Below are 19,380 nucleotides of genomic sequence, written 5' to 3'. Positions count from 1 at the left end.
CCCCGCACGGGGGCCGACCGGCCTCCGCCGCCCCGGAAGGGTCACCCCTACGGCGGGCGCACCCCCTCGGCTCGCCGCGGTCACAGCAGGTCGCGCGGGATCGTCTCGTCCCAGTTCGCCGCATGGATCCGCTGCTCGCCCTCGTACGCGTCGAGCTGCGCGTGCAGCAGAAACGCGTCCGCGGAACCTCTCAGGACGGTGCGCGTGACGGTCCGTACGTCCCAGTCGCCCCGCTTGAACCGGCGCGTCGACTCCACCTCGCCGCGCGCCGAGAGGGGGTCGTCGGCCTTCGAGCTGTAGCACTGGCGCTCGGACCGCGTCACTTCGAGGTCGATGTCGTCGAACCGCACGGTGCCGTTGTCGGCGACGACTTCGAGCGTGGACCCGTAGTCCACCAGGTCACGGGAGACCCGCCACTCCTGGCGGCCGGGGCGGACCTGCGTGGTGGACAGCGGGGGCGCGCCCTCCGGTTCGTCGAAGGGGCGCAGGCTCACCTCGTCGGACTCGGCCAGGGGACGCACCGGAAGGACCAGGCGGCTGGCGCCGGTGAACACCGCGACGCGGGCCGGGCGGGGCGGCGGCCAGGCGAGCGGCCAGTAGGACGTGGAGAGGGAGAGGCGGATGCGGTGGCCGGGCGGGAACACCTGGGCCACGCCGTTGAGTTGTACGTCGACCAGGTAGCGGCGGCCGGGTTCCAGGGGCTCCGGGTGCTCGTGGCTGTCGCGGTGGGTGAGGTTGAGAAGGCCGTAGGTGACCCGGGTCGCCTTGCCGTCCGCGGCCACGTCGGAGAGCCTGGCGGCGATCATCGCGACGCGTTCGCTCGCCTCCAGCTCCAGACGTACGGCGGGCGCGCCCAGGATCTCGCAGGGTTCGGTGAGGACGCCGGTGTCGAAGACCAGGGAGCCGCCGTCCTCCTCCCGCTGGTCGTAGGGCAGATCGGGCGGTGCGCTGTAGGAGCACCACTTGCCCGCGAACTGGCCGACGGACAGCGGGGATTCGAGCGTCAGCTCCGTGTCGTCGTCGCCCGCGGGTGCCGGTGCGTCGAGGCGGCGCAGCCGGTGCGGGGCGAGGGCGAGGGCGGTGGGCCGGGTGTGCGGGGAGGGCCAGGAGGGCTCGCCGACCCAGCGGCCGGGACGCTGCTCGTAGGAGGTGGAGGGCGGCACGCTCTGCTGCATCCACACGCGCAGCATCGGCTCGTCCATCACCCCGTTGTCGGTCTTCTTCAGCCAGCGGTCCCACCAGCGGACCAGTTCCTGCAGATAGCCGATGGCGGGGCCGGGTTCGCCTTGGTGGGGGTACTTGTGCGACCAGGGCCCGATCAGCCCCTTGCGCTCCACGCCGAGGTGTTCCATCAGCCGGAAGACGGCGTTGGAGTAGCCGTCGGCCCAGCCGCTCACGGCGAAGACGGGGCAGCCGACGTCCTGGTAGTTCTCGCAGACCGAGCCGTGTTTCCAGTAGTCGTCCCGCCGTTGGTGGGCCAGCCACGTCCGCAGCCACAGGCCGCTCTCGCGCAGCCGCCGCAGCCACATGTCGCGCCAGCCCTCGCCGACGAGGGCGGGGTCGGGGGGACAGGACGTGGCGGCGAACATGGCCGACGCCCAGGAGAGGTTGTCGGACAGGAGACAGCCGCCCATGTGGTGGATGTCGTCGGCGTAGCGGTCGTCGGAGAAGGACGCGACAGCGATGGCCCGCAGGGTGGGCGGGCGCCGGGCGGCGACCTGCAGGGCGTTGAAGCCGCCCCACGAGATGCCCATCATGCCGGTGTGCCCGTCGCACCAGGGCTGTCCGGCCAGCCAGTCGAGGACGTCCTCGGCGTCGCGCAGCTCCTGTTCGAGGTACTCGTCGGTGAGGACGCCCTCGGACTCGCCGGTGCCGCGCAGGTCGACGCGGGCGCACGCGTAGCCGTGGCCCGCCAGATAGGGGTGGTGGACGGAGTCGCGCACCGCCGTCAGGTCCCGCTTGCGGTACGGGATGAACTCCAGGACCGCGGGCACCGGCTGCTCGTCGGAGGTCACCGGGCGCCAGACGCGGGCGGCGAGCCGGGTGCCGTCCGAGACCGGAATCCAGAGGTGCTCGTCCTCCCTGACGTCGTGGGGCAGCGACGTCACCTCACGCACGTCCTGTCTCCTCTCCCGTGCCGCCCGCCCCGGTCCAGAGGTCGTCGTCGAAGCGCAGGTCGAGGGCCGCGACGGCGCGCGCGTACTTGTCCCGCAGCTCCCTTTCGCCGGCGGCCGCCGTGTAGACGTGGGCGAGTTCGTAGCTGTAGCTGTCGGTGGCCTGCGGTACGTCGCTCAGCCGCGTGTCCGCGTCGACCAGGGGAATCACCTTGACTCCCGGGATCTCCCCGCACAGCCGCTCGATGGCTTCGTCGTCCGCCCGGTGCGTGACCCGCCCGTCGGCGAAGCGGCGCAGGAACCACTTGGCGGCGATCGCGTACGGCCCCTGACGGCGGGGCAGTCGCGGGTCCTCGCCGAGCGCGATCGAGATCAGGCAGTAGTGATTGGGGATGCCGTCGACCTGCTCGAACAGCTCGGCATGCGACTGGGAGTGGCGCGGGTTGACCTCAAGGAGGCCGATCCGCCCGCTGTCCGGGTCGCAGAAGTACTCGATGCAGAACGTCGAGTTGTCGAGGCCGATCTGCGCGATCACCCGCCGGGAGATGTCCGCGAGCCGCTCCTGCACGCTGTCCGGCAGGGCGGACGGGTACTGGTAGCGCAGGAAGCTCGACGTACCGGGGTAGTTGACGGAGTCGACGACGCCGTACACCTCGACGCGTCCGTCGGTGCTGTAGCCCTCCACCGTGACCTGCTCGCCGGTCAGCGACTCCTCCGCCAGGCAGGCCTGGCCGCCGGCCTCGGCTATCTCGGGCGGCAGGTCGAGCCGGCCGAGCACGCAGTCGAAGGGTTCGCCGAGCCGGCCGATGCCCTCGCGCACCGCCGCCACCGCCTGCGCGTACTGCGTGTCGTCGGCGACGTGGAAGGCGAGTTCGGAGGAGTACGACTTCACCGGCTTGATCCACATCGGGTACCGCAGGCCTTCGGGAGGCTTCGCGGGGCCGTCCAGGTCGAGCAGCGCGAACCGCGGGTACTCCTCGATGACCTTCTGCTGCTCGAGCCTGCTCCAGTACTTGTGCTCGCACTTGACGACGGCTTCCAGGTCCGGCCCGCGCAGCCCGAAGCGGCGGCAGAGGATCGGCACGACGGTGCTCACCGGGAAGTCCCAGTAGCCGACGACGGCGTCGATCCGTCCGGGGAACGCCTCGAGCTTCCGCTCCATCCGGCCGAGCAGCTCGGGCAGCGGCGCCTCGCCGCCGTCCTGCATCTCCTCGTGGCCCGACAGCGCGTGGAACCGGTACCGCTCCGCGAACGGCTGCGCGCACAGCACGTCCAGGTTCTTCTCGTCGAGCCCGACGATGAAGACGTTCGCCGGCTCCATGTGCGACCTGCTTTCGTCGTCCCGGTACTGAGGCCCTGGCGACAGGCGTCCCGGTACTGACGCCCTGGCCACGGGCCGGGTATCCACCCGGACGGCGATCAAACGGCGCGCCCCCGCCGCGACTGCCCCAGCCGCGGACTACCCCCGCCGGGACTACCCCCGCCGGAACCCGTCTGTGGCCGCCACCAGCGCCGCCGCGATCCCCGACGCCCCCGCGTCGTGCCCGGCGTCGTCCACGACGACCAACTCGGCGTCTTCCCAGGCCTGCTGCAGGCGCCAGGGCACGCCCAGCAGGTTCCCGAAGTCGAGGCTCCCCTGCACGATCACCCCGGGGATGCCCCGCAGGGCGGGCGCGTCCCGCAGCACCACGCCGTCCTCCCCCAGCCAGTGCCCCTGGGCGAAGTAGTGCGTGACGGTGCGCGCGAACCCGGCGCGGAACACGGGGTCCTCGTAGCGCGCGACGGAGCGGGGCGCCGCCATCGCGATGGCCGTCTCCCAGTCGGTCCAGTCCCGCGCGGCCCGGGCCCGCACCGCCGCGTCCGGGGATTCCAGCAACCGCAGGTAGGCGGCGGCCAGATCCCCGTCCCGGTCCGCCTCCGGCACCCCGGCCCGGAAGGCCTCGAACGCGTCGGGGAACACCCGCCCGAGCCCCCGCGTGAGCAGGTCGACCTCGGCCTGGCTCCCGGTGGCGAGCCCGGTGAGGACGAGCTCGGACACCCGGTCCGGGTACGTCTGGGCGTACCGCAGCCCGAGCGCCGACCCCCACGAGACGCCCCACACCAGCCACCGCTCCACCCGCAGGTGCCGCCGCAGCAGTTCGAGGTCGGCGAGCAGGTGCTTGGTGGTGTTGACGCCCATGTCGGTGGCGGGGTCGCTCGCGTGCGGCGTGGAGCGGCCGCTGCCGCGCTGGTCGAGCAGCACGATCCGGTACGCGTCGGGGTCGAAGCAGCGCCGGAATCCCGGCGTGCAGCCGGACCCGGGCCCGCCGTGCAGCAGCACGGCGGGCTTGCCCTGCGGGTTGCCGCAGACCTCCCAGTACACGCGGTTGCCGTCGCCGACGTCGAGCATGCCGTGGTCGTACGGCTCGATCTCCGGATACAGACTCATCCCGGCACCGTAACCGCCCTCAGGTGACCGCCGCGCCCACTGCCACGAAGCCGCAGATCAACACGAACAGGATGGCGAGCAGCGGCCACACGAACCGCAGGTACTTGTCGTAGCCGACCTTGGCGAGCGCGACCCCGCCGATGGTGACGGCCGTCGTCGGCACCCACAGGTTCATCCAGCCGCTGGCCGCCGCCCACGCGGTGACGACCACGGACCGCGAGACGCCCGCGAAGTCGGCGAGCGGCGCGAGGATCGGCATGGCGAGGGTGGCGTGCCCGGAGGTGGACGGGATGAGGAAGGCCAGCGGCAGGTTCACCAGGAACACGATCACCGCGAACACGCCCGACGACGTGCCCTTCACGACCCCCTCGATCGAGTGCAGCACGGTGTCCGTGATGCGCGAATTGTTCATGATCACGGTGACGCCGCGCGCCAGCACGATGACCAGCGCGGGCGAGATGAAGTCCGCCGCGCCCTGGGTGATCGTCGCGCTGAGCCGCTGCTCGCTCATCCGCGCGACCAGGCCCACGAGCACCGCCGCGCACAGGAACAGAGCGGCCAACTGCGGGAAGGACCAGCCGAGTTCGAAGCCGTACGGCTCGGCGTCCGCGTCGCCCGTCAGCGCGCTGGACCACGGCACCACCGAGAAGATCATGAACGCGAAGACCAGCGCGACCACGCCCAGGATCGCCTTGTGCAGCCGCGTCAGCTCGGGCACCTCCTCGGCCTCGCCCGCCGCCCGCTCCCGGTCGCCCGGCAGGAATCCGCTCAGGGAGCGCCCGGGGTCCCGCTGGACGCGCCTGGCGTACCGGATGACGTACGCGACCGTGACGGCCGTGAGCACCAGCCACATCACGAACCGCAGCACGATGCCGTCGCCGAGCGAGATGTCGGCCGCCGCCGAGGCGACGCCCGTGGCGAAGGGGTTGACGGTCGAGCACAGCACGCCGATGCCCGCGCCCAGGATGATCGCGCCGACGGCGGTCATCCGGTCGTAGCCGAGGGCCAGCATCAGCGGCACGATCAGGCCGTAGAAGCCCAGCGTCTCCTCGGCAAAGCCCTCCACGGTGCCGAGGACGGAGAAGACCACCATGACGCCGGCGATGAGCATGGCGCCGCGCTCGCGCAGCCGGTGGGCGAGCCGCCCGATGCCCCGGTCGAGGGCGCCGGTGGCGAACACGACGGTGATGAACGCGCCGATGGCTAGGACGAAGAGGAACACGCCCGCGCTGCCGTACAGCTCGCCGGTCAGGTCGGGGCCGACCTGACCGGACTCGGTGTCCTGCACCCCGTACAGGCCGTTGACCGGCGCGAGGAAGAGGTCGTTGAGGCGGTCGACGAAGGACTGGTCGTCGGGGACGCGGTGGTAACTGCCCTGGACGGGCGCGCCCTTGCCGTCGCGGTCGTAGGCGCCGGGCGGCACCAGGAAGGCGAGCAGCCACACCGCGACGGTGACGATCGCGAGGACGGTCAGGGCGCTGGGGAAGGCGAACTTGCCCTTGGGCGCGGGCTCCTGGGTCTCCGGGCCGGTCGCGGTGGTGCTCATGAGCGGCTCTCGTCGCCAGGCACGGGGAACGAGGCCGCGTACTCGCGTACGAACGCGCCGAGAGCGACCACCGTGTCGCGCAGCTCGGACAGCAGCACGCGTTCGTTGGGCGCGTGCAGGTTGCACATGCTGTCCTGCGCGCCGAACAGCAGGACCTCCGCGCCGGGCGCCGCCTGCGCGAGCCCGTTGACGAGCGGGATGGACCCGCCGGTGGCCACGTACGAGGCCTCCTCGCCCCAGGCCTCCTTGAGCGCGGTGAGCGCGGCGCCGTAGGCGGGCCCGCCGGTCGCGGCCTCGTAGCCGGGGCCGGTGTCGCCGGGCGTGACGGTCAGCGGGACGCCGAAGGGCCGCAGCGACCGCAGGTGCTCGACGAGCCGCGCCCGCGCCTCGCTCGGGTCCTGCCTGGGGTGGAAGCGCAGGTTCAGCTTGGCGCGCGCGTACGGCACGACCGCCGACGCCGCGTGCTCCACGCCCGGCGCGTCCAGGCCGATCACGGTGATCGCGGGCCCGCTCCACAGCCGCTCCCCGAGGCTCCCGCTGCCGATCAGCGGCATCCCCTCGCACACTCCGGCGAGAGCACGGAACTCCTCCTCCGTGTACGAGGTCCCGCCCCACTCCTCGCGGCGCAGCCCCTCCACCGCGACGTCGCCGTGCACGTCGTGGAGGGTGGCGAGCGCCTTGAGGAGCACGAGCAGCGCGTCCGGCGCGGCGCCGCCGAACTCGCCGCTGTGGCGCGGCTCGTGGAGCGTGCGCACCTCGACGACGACCTCGGCGGCGCCGCGCAGACCTGTGGTGAGGGTGGGGGTGCCGGGGCGGAGGTTGCCGAGGTCGGCGATGACCATGGCGTCGCAGGCGAAGCGCTCGGGGTCGGTGGGCGGGTAGCCGTCGAAGGCGCTGCCGTACTCCTCCTGCCCCTCGACGACGATCTTGACGCCGACGGGCGGCCGCCCTCCATAAGCGCGCAGCAGCCCCACATGAGCGATGACGTTGGACTTGTCATCAGCGATGCCGCGCGCCCGCAGCGCCCCGCCGTCACCCGCGTCCTCGACGGGGGTGGGCTCGAAGGGCGGCGACTTCCACAGCTTCTCGTCGCCGGGCGGCTGGACGTCGTAGTGCCCGTACAGGAGCACGGTCGGCGCGGCCGGGTGCGGGGGCGGGATCTCGCCGTAGACCACCGGGGCGGTGTCGGGCAGGTCGAGCCGTTCGACGGTGGGTACGCCCGCGTCGCGCAGCAGCCCCGCGACCACGTCGTGGGCCTCCTGGACCGGCCCGTCCGGGAAGCCGGGGAAGGCGATCGAGGGGATCTCGGCGAGCCGGACGAGGTCGGCGCGCAGGCCGTCCATCAGTCCGTCGACCGTGGTGGCGAGCTCTTCGGGCGTCATGGGCAGCACCCCTACATGAGGAAATTTGCGTCGAATTGCCGTGAACAGCCCGAATTATCGAGTGCGGTCGCTCGCGGATTCCGGACGGCTCGCCGGTCGGCCGGGCCGCGCGCCCCGATGCCGCACTAAGGTCGGGTGCATGGCTTCGGAGACTTCACCCGGCACGGGCGGCGCGGAGGGCGGCACCGTGCGCGTCGACAGCTGGATCTGGTCCGTACGACTGGTCAAGACCCGCTCGATGGGCGCGGCGGCCTGCAAGGGCGGCCACGTCCGCGTCAACGGCGAGCGCGTGAAGCCCGCGCACGGCGTGAAGCCCGGCGACGAGGTCCGGCTGCGCCAGGCCGGCGGCCGCGAGCGCGTGGTCATCGTCAAGCGCGCCATCCGCAAGCGGGTCGGCGCCCCCGTGGCCGTCGAGTGCTACGTCGACAACAGTCCCCCGCCGCCCCCACGCGAGGCAGTGGCCCCGGCAGGCATCCGCGACCGCGGCACGGGCCGCCCCACCAAGCGCGACCGCCGGGAACTGGAACGCCTACGGGCCCTCAACAGCCGTTCGGGCCCGGGCAAGGTTCAAGCCCGTCCGGCGCGTGAGGACGAGGCCGAAGGCCGATAGCGAGGGTCCCACCTCGCAGGTGATCTCCATCCCCTTCCGTTCGACCCGTGCCGGGTGGACCCTGGAAGGAGGAGATGACGTCCGATGCGCACAGGCAGTGAACCCGTGACCGCGCGCAGCCCCTTGCGCATGCGCTTCTGGTTCAGCGTATGGGGGCTGATCTGGGCCACGTTCGGAACGGTGGCCTTCGCGCTCGCCGGGCGCCCGCAGTGGGCGGTGGCGTGCGGGGTGCTGTGGCTGGTGGTCACCGTCGACATGGCGCTGGTCGTGCGCCACATCCGCCAGGGCCCGCACTACCAGCCGGGCCCCGACGTACCGCCGTACGAACCCCCGAAGACCTGACGGCCTCCCCGCCGCCCGGTACGCGCCCTGCCTGCACCCGGCGTAGCTGTCCGCGTCCTACACGTCGCCCGCCCGCGGCTGCCCGCCACCGGCGCCGCCCTCGTCGAACCGCGCCGCCGCCAGATAGTCCGGCTGCGGGTCGAGCGCGGCCGCGAGCCGGAAGTGGCGCCGGGCCTGGTCGGGCCGGGCGGCGCGCTCGTAGGTGCGGGCTAGGGCGAAGTGCGCGAACGCGTTGTCCGGCTCGCGCTCCAGGACGATGCTGAACTCCAGCTCGGCGGCGCGCAGTTGAGCGGAGGCGAAGAAGGCGCGGGCCCGCAGCAGCCGGGCCGCGGTGTTCTCCGGGTGGGCGGCGATGACGGAGTCGAGGAGCTTCACGGCACCTCGCGGATCCCGGGCGGCAAGCAGCTGCTCCGCCGCACGGAAGTCGATGACATGGCTCTCCGGGCTGCTTTCGGGCACGCCGAACTCCTTCCCTTGCTCCTCGTCGTCAACACACTTGCCGCTCCGCCGTATTCCAGGGCCGGAACGTGTCCGGGGCGAGGCGGCGGCCCCGGGCTCACCCCGTCATCGCCAACGCGAGACCCACGACCACCAGACATGCCCCCGCCACGACGAACGACCAGTCCAGGCCGCGCCGTTCCCCGCCGAGGAGCACGATCTCACGCGGGTCGTCGGTGTCATAGGCGATGCGCACCCGCTCTCCCGCAGGCAGCGGCCGCCGTCGGCTCACGGGCACCGGCGAGACGACCTCGAGGACCCGCCCGTCCGCCGTCTCGAACTGCAGCGTCGGCCGGTCGGCCCCTTGCCGCACCGCCTTGACCAGCGCCTCCGTCACCTCTCCCGCTTCGGTGATGCGCCGGGTCTGCTGCAGGCCGTAGGCACCGGCGAGCAGCGCGACCAGTCCGCCCAGCGTGGTGAACGCCGCGAGTACGACCACGAACCCCGCCCTTCCTTCTCCCACCCCGCTCGGGCTATGCGGCCCGGGCCCGCCGCCGCAGCTCCCGCCACACCTCGTCCACGCGGGGCGCGAGCTCCTCCAGGGGGCCGTCGTTGTCGATGACGATGTCGGCGATCTCCAGGCGCTTCTCGCGCGTCGCCTGCGCGGCCATGCGGGCGCGGGCGTCGTCCTCGGTCATGCCGCGCAGCCGCACGAGCCGGTCGAGCTGGGTCTCGGGGGTGGCGTCGACGACGACCACGATGTCGTACAGCGGCGCGAGGCCGTTCTCCGCGAGCAGCGGCACGTCGTGCACGACCACCGTGTCCTCGGCGGCTTCGGCGGCGGCCCGTTCCAGCTCCGCGGAGCGCGCGCCCACCAACGGGTGCACGATCGCGTTGAGGGCGGCCAGCTTGGCCGGGTCGGCGAAGACCATCGCTCCGAGCTTCGGTCGGTCGAGGGAGCCGTCGGCGGCGAGGACCTCTTCCCCGAAGGTCTCGACGACGGCGGCGAGGCCTTCGGTGCCGGGCGCCACCACCTCGCGCGCGATCCGGTCGGCGTCGACGAGCACGGCTCCGCGCTCCACGAACAGCCGTGACACTGCACTCTTGCCGGCACCGATTCCGCCGGTCAGCCCCACTTTCAGCATGACCGGCAGCTTAGGCGCCGCCTCCGCCGCTGTCTGCCCGAGTATCCGGAACGCCAGGACCCCGGCACCGGCGGCCCGCTAGCCGTCGCCCTCGCGCTCGGCGAGGAAGCGCTCGAATTCGCGGCCGATCTCGTCGGCCGACGGGATGTCCACGGGCTCGGCGAGCATGTTGCCGCGCGCCTCGGCGCCCGCCGCCGCGTCGTACTGGTGCTCAAGTCCCTGGACGAGGGCGACCAGTTCCTCGTCGCCCTCCTGGACCTGCCGGTCGATCTCGGTCTGGGTGCGGTGCGCCTCGGTGCGCAGGGCGTGCGCGACGCCCGGCAGGACCAGGCCGGTGGCGGCGGTGATCGCCTCCAGGACGGTCAGGGCCGCGTCGGGGTAGGCCGAGCGCGCGATGTAGTGCGGCACGTGGGCGGCGACGCCGAGCACGTCGTGGCCGGCCTCCGCCAGGCGGTACTCGACCAGCGCCTCCGCGCTGCCCGGCACCTGCGCCTCGTCGAAGGGGCTGGCGTGGCCCGGCACCAGGTCCGTGCGGTTGCCGTGCGGGGTGAGGCCCACGGGGCGCGTGTGCGGTACGCCCATGGGGATGCCGTGGAAGTTCACGGAGAGCCGCACGCCGAGGCGTTCGACGATCTCCCTCACGGCCGCGGCGAAGCGCTCCCACTCGATGTCCGGCTCGGGGCCGGAGAGCAGCAGAAAGGGCGCCCCGGTGGCGTCCTGCAGGAGGCGCACGTCCAGCGTCGGCACCTCGTAGTCGCTCCAGCGGTCGCGCCGGAAGGTCAGCAGCGGGCGCCGGGCGCGGTAGTCCACGAGCCTGTCGTGGTCGAAGCGGGCCACGATCTGCCCGGGAAGACTGTCCACGAGCCGCTCGACGACCTGGTCGCCGGTCTCGCCCGCGTCGATGTATCCGTCGAAGTGGTAGAGCATGACCAGACCGGCCGACTCCTGGGCGAGCGCCATGTCGACAACAGCGAGGCCCTTCGGCTCCCATGCGTACAAACCCTGCGGATCAAGCACCGCTCCTCCTCGTGTTCTCTGAGCAGAACGCGCCTCATGGGGCGGGCATTCCCTTGCGCCGCGCATTCACAGCCAAGACCGCCCACCGCACCCTGGTACAGACCTTGACGCGAACATGCTCCCCCCTTAACGTCTCGGTTCACTTGAACGTTCAGAATGACGCCCTTAGTTCACATACAGGAACCCAGGAACTCATCGACAACGGAACCCGACGGGAAGGCAACCCCACGATGCGCACCCGCTCCCACCCCGACCCCCGCCCGTACGCACGCAACAATCGCCGGAGGCTGCTCACCGCCGCGCTGGCCGCCGTCACCGCCACGGGCGGCCTCACGGCAGCCGCGTACGCCGCTCCGGCGCCCTCGGCCGCGGGCCCCGCCGACACCATCGAGGTCTCCACGGCCGCGGAACTGAAGTCGGCGCTCAGTGAGGCCGGCCCCGGCGACACGATCCACCTCGCCGACGGCTCGTACTCGGGGAACTTCAAGACCACCGTGGCCGCGAGCTCCGGCTCCCGCATCACCCTGACCGGCTCCCCCAAGGCGGTGCTCACGGCGGGCGGCGGCTACGGACTGCACCTCAACGGGGCCTCGTACTGGACCGTCAAGGGCATCACCGTCACCGGCGGCCAGAAGGGCATCATGATCGACTCCGCGAAGGGGGTCGTGGTGGACGGCGTGACGGTCCACGGCCTCGACATGGAGGGCGTCCACTTCCGCAAGTCGAGCCCCGACGGCGTGATCAAGAATTCGAAGATCTACGACACGGGCAACGACAACCGGGGCATGGGCGAGGGCGTGTACGTCGGCAGCGCCAACACCCTCTCCGACAAGAGCGACAACGTACAGATCCTGAACAACGTCATCGGCCCGGACGTCGGCGGTGAGGCGATCGACCTCAAGGAGGGCACGAAGGGCGGCAAGGTCGCGGGCAACACCTTCGACGGCAAGGGCCTGACCGGCAACAACTACGACGACTCGTGGATCGACGTGAAGGGCAACAACTACGTCATCGAGGGCAACACCGGCAAGAACACCACGAACAACGGCTACGAGACCCACACCCGGCAGTCCGGCTGGGGCTGCGGCACCGTCTTCCGCGCCAACAAGTCCGACCTGACGGGCGCGACTGGCGCCAACCAGCTGGCGATCAACGTCACGAACAACAGCACCACCTGCAAGACGACGGTCTACGCAAGCAACACGGTAAAGGCAGGCAAGGGCCTGACGAATGTCCCGGTAACCCCGTAGTTGTTAAGGGGCGCGGGGAACTGCGCGCCCAGCCCCCACGCACCCGCAGGGGCCATGGAACCCCCGGGCGCGAAGCGCAAAAGAAACACTGTGGGCCCGCACCAACAGGTGCGGGCCCACAGTGTTCAGCTACCGCCTAGGAGAGCGGCGCGCGGTCAGCTCTGGCCGCCGGCCAGCTTCTCGCGAAGAGCGGCAAGCGCCTCGTCCGAGGCAAGCGCGCCGGAGTTGTCCGGGCCCTCGGAGGAGTAGGAGCCGCCGCCACCGCCGCCCGAGGCGGCCGGAGCCGCACCGGCCGGAGCCTCGGCACCCTCGGCCGCCGCCTGGGCGTCGGCCTCGCGGGACTTGATGACCTGGGCCTGGTGCTGCTCGAAGCGCTGCTGCGCCTCGGCGTACTGGGTCTCCCAGGCCTCGCGCTGGGTCTCGTAGCCCTCGAGCCAGTCGTTGGTCTCGGGGTCGAAGCCCTCGGGGTAGATGTAGTTGCCCTGGTCGTCGTACGACGCGGCCATGCCGTACAGGGTCGGGTCGAACTCGACGGCCGACGGGTCGGCACCGAAGGACTCGTTGGCCTGCTTGAGGCTCAGCGAGATCCGGCGACGCTCGAGGTCGATGTCGATGACCTTGACGAAGATCTCGTCGTTGACCTGGACGACCTGCTCCGGGATCTCCACGTGGCGCTCGGCCAGCTCGGAGATGTGGACCAGGCCCTCGATGCCCTCGTCGACGCGCACGAACGCGCCGAACGGAACGAGCTTGGTGACCTTACCGGGAACGACCTGCCCGATCTGGTGCGTCCGGGCGAACTGCTGCCACGGGTCTTCCTGGGTCGCCTTGAGCGACAGGGAGACGCGCTCGCGGTCCATGTCGACGTCGAGAACCTCGACGGTGACTTCCTGGCCGACCTCGACAACCTCGGACGGGTGGTCGATGTGCTTCCAGGAGAGCTCGGAGACGTGGACGAGACCGTCGACGCCACCCAGGTCCACGAAGGCACCGAAGTTGACGATCGAGGAGACGACGCCGGAGCGGACCTGCCCCTTCTGCAGGGTGGTGAGGAACGTCTGGCGGACCTCGGACTGGGTCTGCTCCAGCCAGGCACGGCGGGACAGGACCACGTTGTTGCGGTTCTTGTCCAGCTCGATGATCTTGGCCTCGAGCTCCTTGCCCACGTAGGGCTGAAGGTCGCGGACGCGGCGCATCTCGACCAGGGAGGCCGGGAGGAAGCCACGGAGGCCGATGTCGAGGATGAGACCACCCTTGACGACCTCGATGACGGTACCGGTGACGATCCCGTCTTCTTCCTTGATCTTCTCGATGGTGCCCCAGGCACGCTCGTACTGGGCGCGCTTCTTCGAGAGGATCAGGCGGCCTTCCTTGTCCTCCTTCTGAAGGACAAGGGCCTCGATCTCGTCACCAACAGCGACGACCTCGTTCGGGTCGACGTCGTGCTTGATGGAGAGCTCGCGGCTCGGGATGACGCCTTCGGTCTTGTAACCGATGTCGAGCAGGACCTCGTCCCGGTCGACCTTCACGATGACGCCGTCGACGATGTCGCCGTCGTTGAAGTACTTGATCGTCTCGTCGATCGCGGCGAGGAAGGCTTCCTCGTTACCGATGTCGTTGACCGCTACCTGCGGAGTGGTGGCGGTGGTCTCGGTGCTGCTCGTCATGTGGGAAAGGGCTCCGGTACGGACATTGAAGTCGTAGGTACTGCTTACGCCGGAGCCCGTTTCGCTCTGAAGAAGCCGGACAGCCTAGGAGACGCCGATCCAAGGTTCCCGAAGGAAACGGAAAGCGCCTCGACAACCGAGGGGACATACAACAGACGCGAGCGCAACCTGCTATGTCTGAGGAACGCAGGCCCGCAGCGCAACTTGTAGCATACGGGGGCCGTCGTACAGGGTCAATGCGCGAAGGCGCACACCCGGGGCGGATCGCCGCATTCCCGGCACAAAAGCTGTTACATGAGGCCACACGGGCCGCATCGCGCTCTGTCGCGCCGCGCCCGGGCGACCCGAAAAGGGCACAGTACGACGATGGAGCGGATCATCCAAGAGCCGGACGCACCCGAGCCGCAGGCCACCCGGCGTGACGCCGACGTCACCGAGAGCAGCCGCGCCAATCGCGGCTGGTGGGACCGGAACGCCGACGAGTACCAGATCGAGCACGGCACGTTCCTCGGGGACGACCGTTTCGTGTGGGGTCCCGAGGGGCTCGACGAGGTCGAGGCGGAGCTGCTCGGCCCGCCGGAGGAGCTGAAGGGCAAGGCCGTCCTGGAGATCGGCGCCGGCGCGGCCCAGTGCTCGCGCTGGCTCGCCGCGCAGGGCGCCCGGCCGGTGGCCCTGGACGTCTCCCACCGCCAGCTCCAGCACGCGCTGCGCATCCAGGAAGGCGGCGGGAGCCGGGTGCCGCTGGTGGAGGCCGACGCGGGCGCGCTGCCGTTCGCGGACGGCTCCTTCGACCTCGCCTGCTCGGCGTACGGGGCGCTGCCGTTCGTCGCCGACCCCGTGCGGGTCCTGCGGGACGTGCACCGCGTGCTGCGCCCCGGCGGCCGCTTCGTCTTCTCCGTCACGCACCCCGTCCGCTGGGCGTTCCCGGACGAGCCGGGCCCCGAGGGCCTGTCGGTGGCGGCCTCCTACTTCGACCGCACTCCGTACGTCGAGCAGGACGAGCAGGGCCGCGCGGTGTACGTGGAGCACCACCGGACGATCGGGGACCGGGTGCGGGACGTGGTCGCGGGCGGGTTCCGCCTGGTGGACCTGGTCGAGCCGGAGTGGCCGGCGTGGAACACCCAGGAGTGGGGCGGGTGGTCGCCGCTGCGCGGCCATCTGATCCCGGGGACGGCGATCTTCGTGTGCGAGCGCGACTGAGTCTTCGCCGTTGCGGGCGCTCACGGTGACTGAAGGCCCCGTCGGCCCCCTCTCTCGTACGCGTACGAGACTGAGTACGTGACCGCTGAGCCCCGTGACACCGCCCTGAACCTGCCCGTACGCGACGCGCTGCCCTCCCTGCGCGAGGCCCTGGACGGGCCGGGGGCCGCGGTGCTGTGCGCGCCGCCCGGCACGGGCAAGACCACGCTCGTGCCGCTGGCCCTCGCGGGGCTCGTGGGGCTCGGAGGGCTCGTGGGCGAGGGCGGCGGCTCCGGAGAGGGCGGTCCGGTACGCCGTGTGGTCGTCGCCGAGCCCCGGCGCATCGCCGCGCGGGCCGCCGCCCGGCGGATGGCGTGGCTGCTCGGCGAGAAGGTCGGCCGGAGCGTCGGCTACACGGTGCGCGGGGAGCGCGTGGTGGGGCCGCACGCGCGCGTGGAGGTCGTCACGACCGGTGTCCTGCTCCAGCGCCTCCAGCGCGACCAGGAGCTCGCGGGCGTCGACGTCGTCGTGATCGACGAGTGCCACGAGCGGCATCTGGACGCCGACACGGTCGCGGCCTTCCTGATCGACGTACGCGAGGCGCTACGGCCGGAGCTGCGGCTGGTGGCGGCGTCGGCGACCACGGACGCGGAGGGGTGGGCGCGAGTCCTCGGCGGTGCCCCCGTGGTGGAGGCGGCGGGGACCGCGCACCCCGTGGAGGTGGTGTGGGCACCGCCCGCGCGGGCGGTGCGGCCGCCGCACGGGATGCGGGTCGACCCGGTGCTGCTGGCGCATGTCGCGGCGACGGTGCGGCGGGCGCTGCGGGAGCGGGACGGGGACGTGCTGTGCTTTCTGCCCGGGGTCGGGGAGATCGGCCGGGTGGCGGGGCAGTTGGGGGATCTGGGCGGGGTCGAGGTGCTTCAGGTGCACGGGCGGGCGCCGGCGGCCGTGCAGGACGCGGTCCTCGCGGGCGGGGAGCGGCGCCGGGTCGTGCTCGCGACGGCGGTGGCCGAGTCGTCCCTGACGGTGCCGGGGGTGCGGGTCGTGGTGGACTCCGGGCTTGCGCGGGAGCCGCGGGTCGATCATGCGCGCGGGCTGAGTTCCCTCACCACGGTGCGGGCCTCGCAGGCGGCGGGGCGGCAGCGGGCGGGGCGGGCCGGGCGGGAGGCGCCGGGGGCGGTGTACCGGTGCTGGGCCGAGGCGGAGGACGGGCGGCTGCCGCGCTTCCCCTCCCCCGAGATCAAGGTGGCCGACCTGACGGCGTTCGCGCTGCAGGCGGCGTGCTGGGGGGATCCGGGGGCGCGCGGGCTCGCGCTGCTCGACGCGCCGCCCGCCGGGGCGATGGCCGCCGCGCGGGACGTGCTGACGGCGATCGGCGCGGTGGACGGGGCGACGGGGCGGGTCACGGAGCGCGGGGTTCGGCTGTCCCGGGCCGGGGTGCATCCGCGGCTCGCCCGCGCGCTCCTGGACGCGGCGCCGCGGGTCGGGCCGCGGCGGGCCGCGGAGGCCGTCGCCCTGCTGAGCGAAGAGCCTCCCCGTGAGTACGGGGACGACCTCGCGTCGGCCTTGCGGGCCGCCCGGCGGGGCAGCGACGCGTACGCTGCGCGCTGGCGGAGCGAGGTGGGCCGCCTCACCCCGGCAGCGGGGGCCACGCTCTCGACCGGCGCCACGTCGGCCGCGGGGGCCGCGCCCTCGGCCAGCCACACGTCGGCCGCCCATGCCGCGCCCTCGGCCGCTGCCACGTGGGCCGTGGCCACCGCGTCGGCGCCCGCGCCTTCGGCGCGGGACATTTCCCACCCACCCGCCCGTGACTCGGAACCGGGGGCACCGAGCGCCGACGCTCCCCAGGGCGGTGACGCCGGGGACCGGGGCGGGGACGGCACCGTGCGGGCCCGGCGCCCGGAACTAGCGGCACCGGGCGCCGACGCTCCCCAGGGCGGTGACGCCGGGGACCGGGGCGGGGACGGCACCGTGCGGGCCCGGCGCCCGGAACTAGCGGCACCGGGCGCCGACGCTCCGCAGGGCGGTGACGCCGGGGACCGGGGCGGGGATGGCACCGTGCGGGCCCGGCGCCCGGAACTAGCGGCACCGGGCGCCGACGCTCCTGAGGGCGGTGGCACCGGGGCCGGGACAGGGGACGGCCGCGCGCGGGACGGTGGCGGTGCCGTGCGCGGCCAGGCCCCGGAACCGGGGGCGGAGCACGCCGATGCTCCCGAGGGCCGTGTGCCTGCCGTCGGCCCTGCCCCCGGGGCCTTGGTCCACGGCCCCGGTTCGCGCGACGATCTCGTCGTCGGGCTCGTTGCCGCGCTGGCGTTTCCCGAGCGGGTGGCTCGGCGGCAGGGGGACGGGACGTATCTGATGGTCGGGGGGACGCGGGCCGAGGTGGGGAGGGGGTCCGGGCTCGCGGGGGCGCCGTGGGTCGCGGTGGCGGTGGCCGACCGGGCCGCGGGGGCGGGGCACGCGCGGGTGCGGCTCGGGGCCGCCGTCGACGAGGACGTCGCCCGCGCGGCCGCCGCGTCGCTGCGCGCCGAGCGGGACGAGGTCGCCTGGGCCGACGGCGACCTGCTCGCCCGGCACGTGGAGCGGCTCGGCGCAGTGGAGCTGGCGGTGCGGCCGCTGCGCGACCCGGACCCCCGTCTCGTACAAGAAGGACTGCTGGAAGGGCTGCGGCGCGACGGGCTCGGGCTGCTGCGGTGGGACCGGGACGCCGCCACCCTGCGCGACCGGCTCCGGTTCCTGCGGCGGCACCTGGGCGAGCCCTGGCCCGACGTGTCCGACGAAGCGCTGCTCGGGCGGGCCGACGCCTGGCTCGAACCCGAGCTCGGCCGCGCCCGCCGCCGCGCCGACCTGGGCCGTATCGACGCCGGGCAGGCGCTCACGCGGCTGCTGCCCTGGGCCACCGGCGAGGCGGCCCGCCTCGACGCGCTGGCGCCGGAGCGCGTGGAGGTGCCGAGCGGGTCCCGGATCCGCGTCGACTACACGGACCCCGAACAGCCCGTACTCGCCGTGAAGTTGCAGGAAATGTTCGGGCTCCACGACACCCCGCGCGTCGCGGGCGTACCCCTGCTGGTGCATCTGCTGTCCCCCGCGGGACGCCCCGCGGCCGTCACCGCCGACCTCGCCTCCTTCTGGCGTGACGGCTACCGCTCGGTGCGCGCCGAACTGCGCGGCCGCTACCCGAAGCACCCCTGGCCGGAGGACCCCGCGACGGCCGCGCCGACCCGGTACACGAAGGCCCGGCAGGCCCAACGGGGCGCTAGGCCTTGACCGGCTCGGGTTCCGGGTCGTTCTCCGCAGCGGGAGCCGGATCGCCCGGCCCCCGGCTGCGCGCCTCCAGCCAGAGGGAGAGCGCGAGCAGGAGCGTGCCGAGGATCAGGAGGCCCCACGGGAGGTACGAGGTGAGCAGGAGGACCAGGACACGCTGGGACTTGACCAGGTCGACGGTGTCCTTGATGTAGTCCTCGCGCATCTTCACGTGCCCGGAGAACGCCGTGACCTTGTCGCGGTCCCCGAGCAGCGTGCCGCCGCGCAGCTCCTCCCTGTGGATCTCCTCGCCGTACACCGGCGCCCCGGTCGTCGGTTCGATCCAGAACTTGCGGACCGTGCTGTACCAGCGTGTCGTACCGGTCTTGGAGATGGACTCCGGAGTGATGCCCTTGACCGGCAGCGTCTTGGGCATGGGGACCTTGGTCCAGGGGATGGTCTGCTCGAAGTAGTAGACCTCGACGCCGCGGAACTTCTGGGTGCCCTTGTAGTGGATGGGCTTGGTGACGCGGGCCTGCGCGTCGAAGTACTCGTAGTCCCGCTTCTCGGTCAGGAAGGGCCACTTGAACTCGATGCCCGCGCGCTTGACGGGGTCGCCGTCGACCATCTCGCCGCTCGCGTGGACGGGTTCCTGGCTGTGGGCGTCGAAGATGTAGCGCTCGGGGATCTTGGAGACCATCTTGCCGTCGGGGCCCTGTACGTAGGAGAGGGTGTCCCAGACGACGACGTCCCGGTCGGCGCTCTTCTCGATCTTCTCGGACTCCTCCACGTTGCCCTTGAGGGTCTGCACGATGGTGACCTTCGGGACCTTCTTGGCCTTCATCGTGCCGTAGTCGATGAGCGTCGCGGGCTTCGCCTCCAGGACCATCGTCTGGTACTGGCTGGGCGGGATCTTGACCAGGCGCGGGAAGGCGTACCAGCGCAGCAGCGGGGACATGGCCGCGCAGAACACGGCGAAGGCGAGCAGGACCAGGCTGGCCTTGCGGCGCATCTCGGCC

Annotated in this window: 16 protein-coding genes; 5 read left to right on the top strand and 11 right to left on the bottom strand. The window is 72.4% G+C overall.

From position 1 onward, the window contains the following. Positions 1-80 precede the first annotated feature (80 nt). From AC0KTA_RS28970 to AC0KTA_RS28950, 5 genes are all read right to left on the bottom strand, one after another. On the bottom strand, positions 81-2,117 hold the full coding sequence (locus AC0KTA_RS28970; protein ID WP_481051156.1) for a CocE/NonD family hydrolase: 2,037 nt from the start codon (positions 2,115-2,117) through the stop codon (positions 81-83). After that, positions 2,110-3,435, bottom strand: coding sequence for an ATP-grasp domain-containing protein (locus AC0KTA_RS28965; RefSeq protein ID WP_481051155.1), 1,326 nt, complete (start codon positions 3,433-3,435; stop codon positions 2,110-2,112). Before AC0KTA_RS28965 ends, AC0KTA_RS28970 begins: the two co-directional genes overlap by 8 nt. A 153-nt stretch (positions 3,436-3,588) precedes the next feature. Further along, positions 3,589-4,542, bottom strand: coding sequence for a prolyl aminopeptidase (pip, locus tag AC0KTA_RS28960; protein ID WP_481051154.1), 954 nt, complete (start codon positions 4,540-4,542; stop codon positions 3,589-3,591). A 19-nt stretch (positions 4,543-4,561) separates the two neighbouring features. After that, entirely contained in the window at positions 4,562-6,088 is a 1,527-nt protein-coding gene (locus AC0KTA_RS28955) for a YfcC family protein (protein ID WP_481051153.1), read from the bottom strand. After that, on the bottom strand, positions 6,085-7,470 hold the full coding sequence (locus AC0KTA_RS28950) for a M20/M25/M40 family metallo-hydrolase (RefSeq protein WP_481051152.1): 1,386 nt from the start codon (positions 7,468-7,470) through the stop codon (positions 6,085-6,087). The genes AC0KTA_RS28955 and AC0KTA_RS28950 overlap by 4 nt, the downstream gene beginning before the upstream one ends. Positions 7,471-7,609: 139 nt before the next feature. On the opposite strand from AC0KTA_RS28950, the gene AC0KTA_RS28945 reads away from it, so the two are divergent. Both AC0KTA_RS28945 and AC0KTA_RS28940 read left to right on the top strand, forming a co-directional pair. Then, positions 7,610-8,080: an RNA-binding S4 domain-containing protein gene (locus tag AC0KTA_RS28945; RefSeq protein ID WP_481051151.1), complete on the top strand. Its 471-nt coding sequence runs from the start codon at positions 7,610-7,612 to the stop codon at positions 8,078-8,080. Positions 8,081-8,164: 84 nt separating this feature from the next. Continuing rightward, complete coding sequence (locus AC0KTA_RS28940; protein ID WP_481051150.1) at positions 8,165-8,422, top strand: DUF6343 family protein; 258 nt, start codon at positions 8,165-8,167, stop codon at positions 8,420-8,422. A 57-nt stretch (positions 8,423-8,479) separates the two neighbouring features. Here the strand turns inward: AC0KTA_RS28940 and AC0KTA_RS28935 are convergent, their stop codons facing one another. From AC0KTA_RS28935 to AC0KTA_RS28920, 4 genes are all read right to left on the bottom strand, one after another. Then, positions 8,480-8,881 carry a tetratricopeptide repeat protein gene (locus AC0KTA_RS28935; RefSeq protein WP_481051149.1) on the bottom strand — a complete coding sequence of 134 codons (402 nt, stop codon included), beginning with the start codon at positions 8,879-8,881 and terminating at the stop codon, positions 8,480-8,482. A 97-nt stretch (positions 8,882-8,978) separates the two neighbouring features. Then, on the bottom strand, positions 8,979-9,359 hold the full coding sequence (locus tag AC0KTA_RS28930; protein ID WP_481051148.1) for a DUF3592 domain-containing protein: 381 nt from the start codon (positions 9,357-9,359) through the stop codon (positions 8,979-8,981). A 34-nt stretch (positions 9,360-9,393) separates the two neighbouring features. Continuing rightward, complete coding sequence (gene coaE / locus AC0KTA_RS28925; protein ID WP_481051147.1) at positions 9,394-10,005, bottom strand: dephospho-CoA kinase; 612 nt, start codon at positions 10,003-10,005, stop codon at positions 9,394-9,396. 78 nt (positions 10,006-10,083) lie between these two features. Then, complete coding sequence (locus tag AC0KTA_RS28920; protein ID WP_481051146.1) at positions 10,084-11,022, bottom strand: PAC2 family protein; 939 nt, start codon at positions 11,020-11,022, stop codon at positions 10,084-10,086. A 230-nt stretch (positions 11,023-11,252) separates the two neighbouring features. Between AC0KTA_RS28920 and AC0KTA_RS28915 the strand changes: the two genes are divergently transcribed. Beyond that, positions 11,253-12,272, top strand: coding sequence for a right-handed parallel beta-helix repeat-containing protein (locus tag AC0KTA_RS28915; protein WP_481051145.1), 1,020 nt, complete (start codon positions 11,253-11,255; stop codon positions 12,270-12,272). A gap of 155 nt (positions 12,273-12,427) precedes the next feature. Here the strand turns inward: AC0KTA_RS28915 and rpsA are convergent, their stop codons facing one another. Continuing rightward, entirely contained in the window at positions 12,428-13,939 is a 1,512-nt protein-coding gene (gene rpsA, locus AC0KTA_RS28910; RefSeq protein ID WP_481051144.1) for a 30S ribosomal protein S1, read from the bottom strand. A 366-nt stretch (positions 13,940-14,305) separates the two neighbouring features. On the opposite strand from rpsA, the gene AC0KTA_RS28905 reads away from it, so the two are divergent. After that, a complete protein-coding gene (locus AC0KTA_RS28905; RefSeq protein ID WP_481051143.1) occupies positions 14,306-15,139 on the top strand; it encodes a class I SAM-dependent methyltransferase in 834 nt (277 codons plus the stop codon). A 78-nt stretch (positions 15,140-15,217) separates the two neighbouring features. Further along, on the top strand, positions 15,218-18,385 hold the full coding sequence (locus AC0KTA_RS28900; protein ID WP_481051142.1) for an ATP-dependent RNA helicase: 3,168 nt from the start codon (positions 15,218-15,220) through the stop codon (positions 18,383-18,385). Here AC0KTA_RS28900 and pgfA read toward each other — a convergent pair. Then, positions 18,375-19,373 carry a cell envelope lipid trafficking protein PgfA gene (gene pgfA, locus AC0KTA_RS28895; RefSeq protein WP_481051141.1) on the bottom strand — a complete coding sequence of 333 codons (999 nt, stop codon included), beginning with the start codon at positions 19,371-19,373 and terminating at the stop codon, positions 18,375-18,377. The two genes, AC0KTA_RS28900 and pgfA, sit on opposite strands and share 11 nt — an antisense overlap. Positions 19,374-19,380 lie beyond the last annotated feature (7 nt).

This window comes from Streptomyces sp. Y309 (assembly GCF_056712025.1).
Note: the sequence above shows the minus strand (reverse complement) of the source record. Positions and strands in the feature narration are given on the sequence as shown.